Annotated in this window: 5 protein-coding genes and 1 pseudogene; 4 read left to right on the top strand and 2 right to left on the bottom strand. The window is 61.4% G+C overall.

The window, feature by feature from the left end:
* Positions 1–107: 107 nt before the first annotated feature.
* Complete coding sequence (locus EOA78_RS35015) at positions 108–905, bottom strand: helix-turn-helix domain-containing protein (protein WP_127320244.1); 798 nt, start codon at positions 903–905, stop codon at positions 108–110.
* A 490-nt stretch (positions 906–1,395) separates the two neighbouring features.
* Between EOA78_RS35015 and EOA78_RS35010 the strand changes: the two genes are divergently transcribed.
* The gene (locus tag EOA78_RS35010) at positions 1,396–2,082 is read left to right on the top strand and encodes a TerC family protein (protein ID WP_127320242.1); all 687 of its coding nucleotides are present in this window, start codon (positions 1,396–1,398) and stop codon (positions 2,080–2,082) included.
* A 185-nt stretch (positions 2,083–2,267) separates the two neighbouring features.
* On the top strand, positions 2,268–3,581 hold the full coding sequence (gene rimO / locus EOA78_RS35005; protein WP_127320240.1) for a 30S ribosomal protein S12 methylthiotransferase RimO: 1,314 nt from the start codon (positions 2,268–2,270) through the stop codon (positions 3,579–3,581).
* 27 nt (positions 3,582–3,608) lie between these two features.
* On the opposite strand, the gene EOA78_RS35000 is transcribed toward rimO, so the two are convergent.
* Complete coding sequence (locus tag EOA78_RS35000) at positions 3,609–4,340, bottom strand: LysR substrate-binding domain-containing protein (RefSeq protein WP_127320238.1); 732 nt, start codon at positions 4,338–4,340, stop codon at positions 3,609–3,611.
* A 47-nt stretch (positions 4,341–4,387) separates the two neighbouring features.
* Here EOA78_RS35000 and EOA78_RS37850 point away from each other — a divergent pair, with 47 nt between their 5' ends.
* Together EOA78_RS37850 and EOA78_RS34990 are read left to right on the top strand one after the other, a co-directional pair.
* Positions 4,388–4,582 (top strand): hypothetical protein, encoded by a 195-nt coding sequence (locus EOA78_RS37850; RefSeq protein WP_281034106.1) that lies wholly within the window; start codon positions 4,388–4,390, stop codon positions 4,580–4,582.
* 87 nt (positions 4,583–4,669) lie between these two features.
* Positions 4,670–4,960: pseudogene (locus EOA78_RS34990) on the top strand (hypothetical protein); the annotation flags it as partial.

Raw genomic sequence — 4,960 nt, 5'->3', positions numbered from 1 at the left:
GAAGGAAACGGTGATGATGAGGGAGATGTAGATCGGCATATCTGCCTCCTTTCAACGAAGGCAGACTAGGCGGAGTTGGCGGTGGCGTATTGAACGAAACGGCCAGTTCAGGCGCCGAGCTGTCGGAGAACCATCGCGGGCGAGAACCCCGACAGGCGCCGCACCTCGCGCGTGAGATGCGCCTGGTCCGAATAGCCCGCCTCGAACGCAAGATCGACAAGGCGCGGCTCGGCGGACTGCCGTGCCAGGTTCAAAAACCGCTGGAAGCGGAGAATGCGGTCGAGCGTCTTCGGACCATAGCCGAAAGCCTCCTGGCAGCGGCGGCGAAGTGTTCGCGGGCTGACGTCGAGCCGATCGAGGATCACCGCCATGCCCGGACCGGCGGATTCCGTTTTCAGCGCGTTGAAGGCAAATCCCATGTCCGGAGGCGGCGGCTCGACGTCGGGCGCAAGACAGGAGAATGCGGCCTGCATCTTCCGCATCCGCTCCGTCGTGGAGGACGCATCGCCAATTCTCTGGGCGATTTCGCGCGCCAGTGCTCCCCAGAAGTGGCTGAGTGCCACGCGGCCGCCCACGATCTCCGACATCGGCAGGCGGAGCCATCGGCTTGCCGCCCCCGGTCGGAACCGGGTGCCTATCACAGTAGAGCCGGGTGTCAGCGCAGACAGGGCAACGGCCACGTCAGGGCCCGCTACCACCAGATCGCCGTCGATCCAGATGATATCGACGCAACCGTCGGGGACCACGGCCGATAAGCTCCCCGCGTCCGGGCGCAATGTATTGGACCAGACACACAGGAAATGCCTTTCGAGTGCGGCCGGAGGATCGAACTCGCGGTACTCCCCAATCGCTCCGGAAAGGACGGGCGCCCCGGAAAGGACGGGTGTGTTGTCGTCAGACGTCACGAGCCTCTCCTGTGAGGAACACTTTCTAAGGCATCGTACTCTTCGGTCCCCGAAATCTATCGCGGTGGCGGCGTGCTTCAACCCATGCTGTCGTTCTCGATCAAGCCCTGCACCGCATGGTTGCGACGCCAGGCGGAACTGGGCAATTGTCGAGGATTCCACCAATCGTGGAGCGGTCGTGAGCGGAGTCGCGACCTTGGCGCATGCGCGGCTCGCGCCATCCGGCCCACGATTCCGCACCGATTGCCGCATTACATCATTTTTACTATCCCGATGCCTGCAGAGGACTGCTTGGAATGAGCAATTTCGACAGATTTTCCTTGCAAAGGCGCCATTTGCGTTCTGGTTTCAGGGTCATCTTGATCACGGCAGCTCAGGCGGTTTGCCGGCCTTGTTCTCAAGCCATCTCTTGACGTGCGGGAACCATACACGTTAGGCGTTCGGGCACCCCACGCGAACGATTGGCGACCAAGCAAGGAAATTCCAGCTGATGGAAATTTTTACCGCCGCTGGCCTCGCGGCTCTGCTCCAGGTCATCGCCATCGACCTTGTGCTTGCCGGCGACAATGCCATCGTCATCGGCCTTGCCGCGGCAGGCCTGCCGTCGGACCAGCGCAGGAAGGCGATTCTCGTCGGCATTGCGGCGGCCACCGTGCTTCGCATCTTCTTCGCACTGATCACCCAGTGGCTCCTCACAATCGGCCCCATTCTTCTCATCGCCGGCGGCCTGCTGCTGCTTTGGGTGTGCTGGAAGATGTGGCGCGAACTCCGTGTCAGCCACGAGCAGGAACATGACGCGACGGAATCGTTGTCGAATGTCGATTACGACAAGAGCGGGACGATCGGCGGCAAGGGACCGCGCAAGACCTTCGCTCAGGCAGCCTGGCAGATCGTCATTGCCGACGTTTCGATGTCTCTCGACAACGTCCTTGCAGTCGCAGGCGCGGCGATGGACCATCCGACGGTCCTGATCATCGGCTTGGCGCTGTCGATTGCGCTGATGGGCTTCGCCGCTTCGTTTGTCGCACGCCTCCTGCATAAGTACCGCTGGATTGCCTATGTCGGCCTCGTGATCATTCTCTACGTCGCCGTGAAAATGCTTCTGGATGGTGCCGTGCAGCAGTTCCCCGAACAGTTTGCGTTCCTGGCGCCTTGGTTCGGACCGGGCGGTCATTGAACCTGACCCTTTAGCAGTGCAGGCCCGCCGAGCGGCGCCAAGCCATTCCCCGGTTTGCTTGATTGCGGAACTATGCTATTGCGCCGTGCAAATTGAGCTTCTGCGAAAGTTCTAAAGATCAACATATATCGAGACTTCCGGGCCGGGCCTTAGGGTTTCCGGCCCGCGTCCATTGGAAACCGCACATGTCTGCCCCTCGCGTCAGTTTCGTAAGCCTTGGATGCCCGAAAGCCCTCGTGGACTCGGAGCGTATCATCACGCGCCTGCGCGCCGAAGGCTACGAGATCGCGCGCAAACATGACGGCGCCGATCTGGTCGTCGTCAACACCTGCGGCTTTCTCGATTCGGCTCGTGATGAATCGCTCAATGCCATCGGCTCCGCCCTTTCGGAGAACGGCAGGGTCATCGTCACCGGCTGTCTCGGCGCCGAACCTGACGTCATCCGCGAGAAACACCCCAACGTTCTCGCCATCACCGGTCCGCAGGCCTACGAGAGCGTGATGGCTGCGGTGCATCAGGCAGCACCCCCGAGCCACGATCCCTACATCGACCTTTTGCCGCCGCAAGGCGTCAAGCTCACCCCGCGCCACTATGCCTATCTCAAGATTTCGGAAGGCTGCAACAACCGCTGCACCTTCTGCATCATTCCGGCACTGCGCGGCGACCTCGTCTCGCGACCGGCGGCCGACGTTTTGCACGAAGCCGAGAAACTGGCCAAGGCCGGCGTTAAGGAGATACTGGTCATTTCTCAGGACACCAGCGCCTACGGCATCGACATCAAATACCAGACGAGCATGTTCGGCGATCGCGAAGTGCGGGCGAAATTCCTCGATCTGTCGGAGGAACTCGGCAAGCTTGGCGTTTGGGTACGCATGCACTATGTCTACCCCTACCCGCATGTCGCCGATGTCATCCCGCTGATGGCCGAAGGAAATATCCTTCCCTATCTGGATATCCCGTTCCAGCACGCCTCGCCGCAGGTGCTGAAGAACATGCGCCGGCCTGCCCATGGCGAAAAGACCCTCGACCGCATTCGCGGCTGGCGCGAAATCTGTCCGGATCTGGCCATCCGCTCCACCTTCATCGTCGGCTTCCCCGGCGAGACGGACGACGATTTCGAAATGCTGCTCGATTGGCTGGACGAAGCCAAGATCGATCGCGCCGGCTGTTTCAAATACGAGCCGGTCAGGGGCGCCCGCTCTAATGATCTCGGCCTCGAACAGGTGCCGCAGGAAATCAAGGAAGCGCGCTGGCACCGCTTCATGCAGCGCCAGCAGAAGATCTCGGCGACGCAGCTCGCCAGGAAGGTCGGTAAGCGCCTGCCTGTCCTGATCGACGAGGCGCATGGCACCTCGGCGAAGGGCCGCACCAAATACGACGCGCCCGAAATCGACGGCTCGGTGCATATCCAGTCGCGGCGCCCGTTGCGTGCCGGCGATATCGTCACCGTCAAGATCGACCGTGCCGACGCCTACGATCTCTACGGCTCGGCGGTCTGACCGCCAGCGGGAGCGAAGGCCCTTCTGCTACGACGTGACTGTTTCGCTTACACGGATCAGGGTCCGCCTGAGCCAGGCGTGACCGGGATCGCTGTCGTTCCTCCGATGCCAGAGCAGGGTTTCCTGATAACCGGAGTAATCGAAGGGCAGCGGAAAAGAGCGCAGGCGGGGCCAATCCGCCAGACGGATCACATTTGCCGGCAAAGTGCAGATCATGTCCGTCTCGGCAATGATGGCCGGTACGGCAAGCGCAAAAGGCAGGCTCATTGCAACGGTCCGCTTCAGTCCGCGATCGTCCAGCAGGCGATCGATGTAGCCCTTCAGATCGCCGACATGGGTAACCAGCAAGTGCGGATACTTCAGGAAGAGTTCCAGCGTAAGCTCGTCGCGGATTTCAGGATGCTCGGCGGAGACGATCGATGTCCAGTTCACGTGGAAGAGCGATGTTCGTTTGATCGTCGTCGGCGCGTCGGGCAGAATAGTGATCGCAAGGTCGATAGAGCCTTTCTCGAGCCAATCGACGATCTCCTGGCGGTGCAAGCCGCGCAGAACGATTGAAATTCTTGGCGCCGCTGAACGGAGCACCGGCACCAGCCTGGGCATCAAAGTCGCCGCGATGTGGTCGGTGGTCGCGATCCTGAAGATGCGACCCGATCGCTCCGGCGAGAACTGGCCTAATCCTCCCAGCGCATCCTGGATCTGGCGTAGCGCGGCCCGGATCGGATCGGCGAGGTCGAGCGCCTTTTCGGTCGGCCGCACGCCATCGGCATGACGGCAAAGAGATCATCGGCGAAAAGCCGACGCAGATGGGCGAGGCGCTTGCTCATCGCCGGCTGGCTGAGCCCGATACGGGCCGCCGCCCCGCTCACGCTCCCTTCACTGAGCAGGGCGTCGAAGGCGACAAGCAGGTTCAGATCGACGGCAGCCAGATTCACGCCGGGCCTCCGAAGCTTCATTACCGGGAGGAATATTCAAATGTCCAATATCGATTGGACGACTGAAAGCGAAGCTGGAAAATAGGCGCCTTCCAATTGAGTATGGAGACCTGGATGCGACGCTGTTCTCTCGCTGCAATTGCTTTGTACCTGATGCCGACCCTCTCGAGCGCCCAGCCGCCCCAAAATCACGGCGGAGCCGTCTTCGTGCTGTCGGATGCCGACATGGCGCCGACTGTCTATGAGACGGGCGAGCTCGGGCCTCCAGACCCTCACCACCGGGATACGCTTTCGATCATCACGTCGCCGGCGGAGCAGTCCCGCTCTGTTGCTATGATGGAGGTTTCGAATTCGACCTATGGGCCGCCGGGAGCGCTCGACATCTCCCCGGACGGCCAGTTCGCTTTCGTCGCCGAAACTTTCCGTCAACGGCCCGAACGGGCG

The sequence above is a fragment of the Mesorhizobium sp. M5C.F.Cr.IN.023.01.1.1 genome (assembly GCF_003997585.1).
GTDB classification, from domain to species: Bacteria; Pseudomonadota; Alphaproteobacteria; order Rhizobiales; family Rhizobiaceae; genus Mesorhizobium; species Mesorhizobium wenxiniae.
This window is presented reverse-complemented; position numbering and strand designations above follow the sequence as displayed.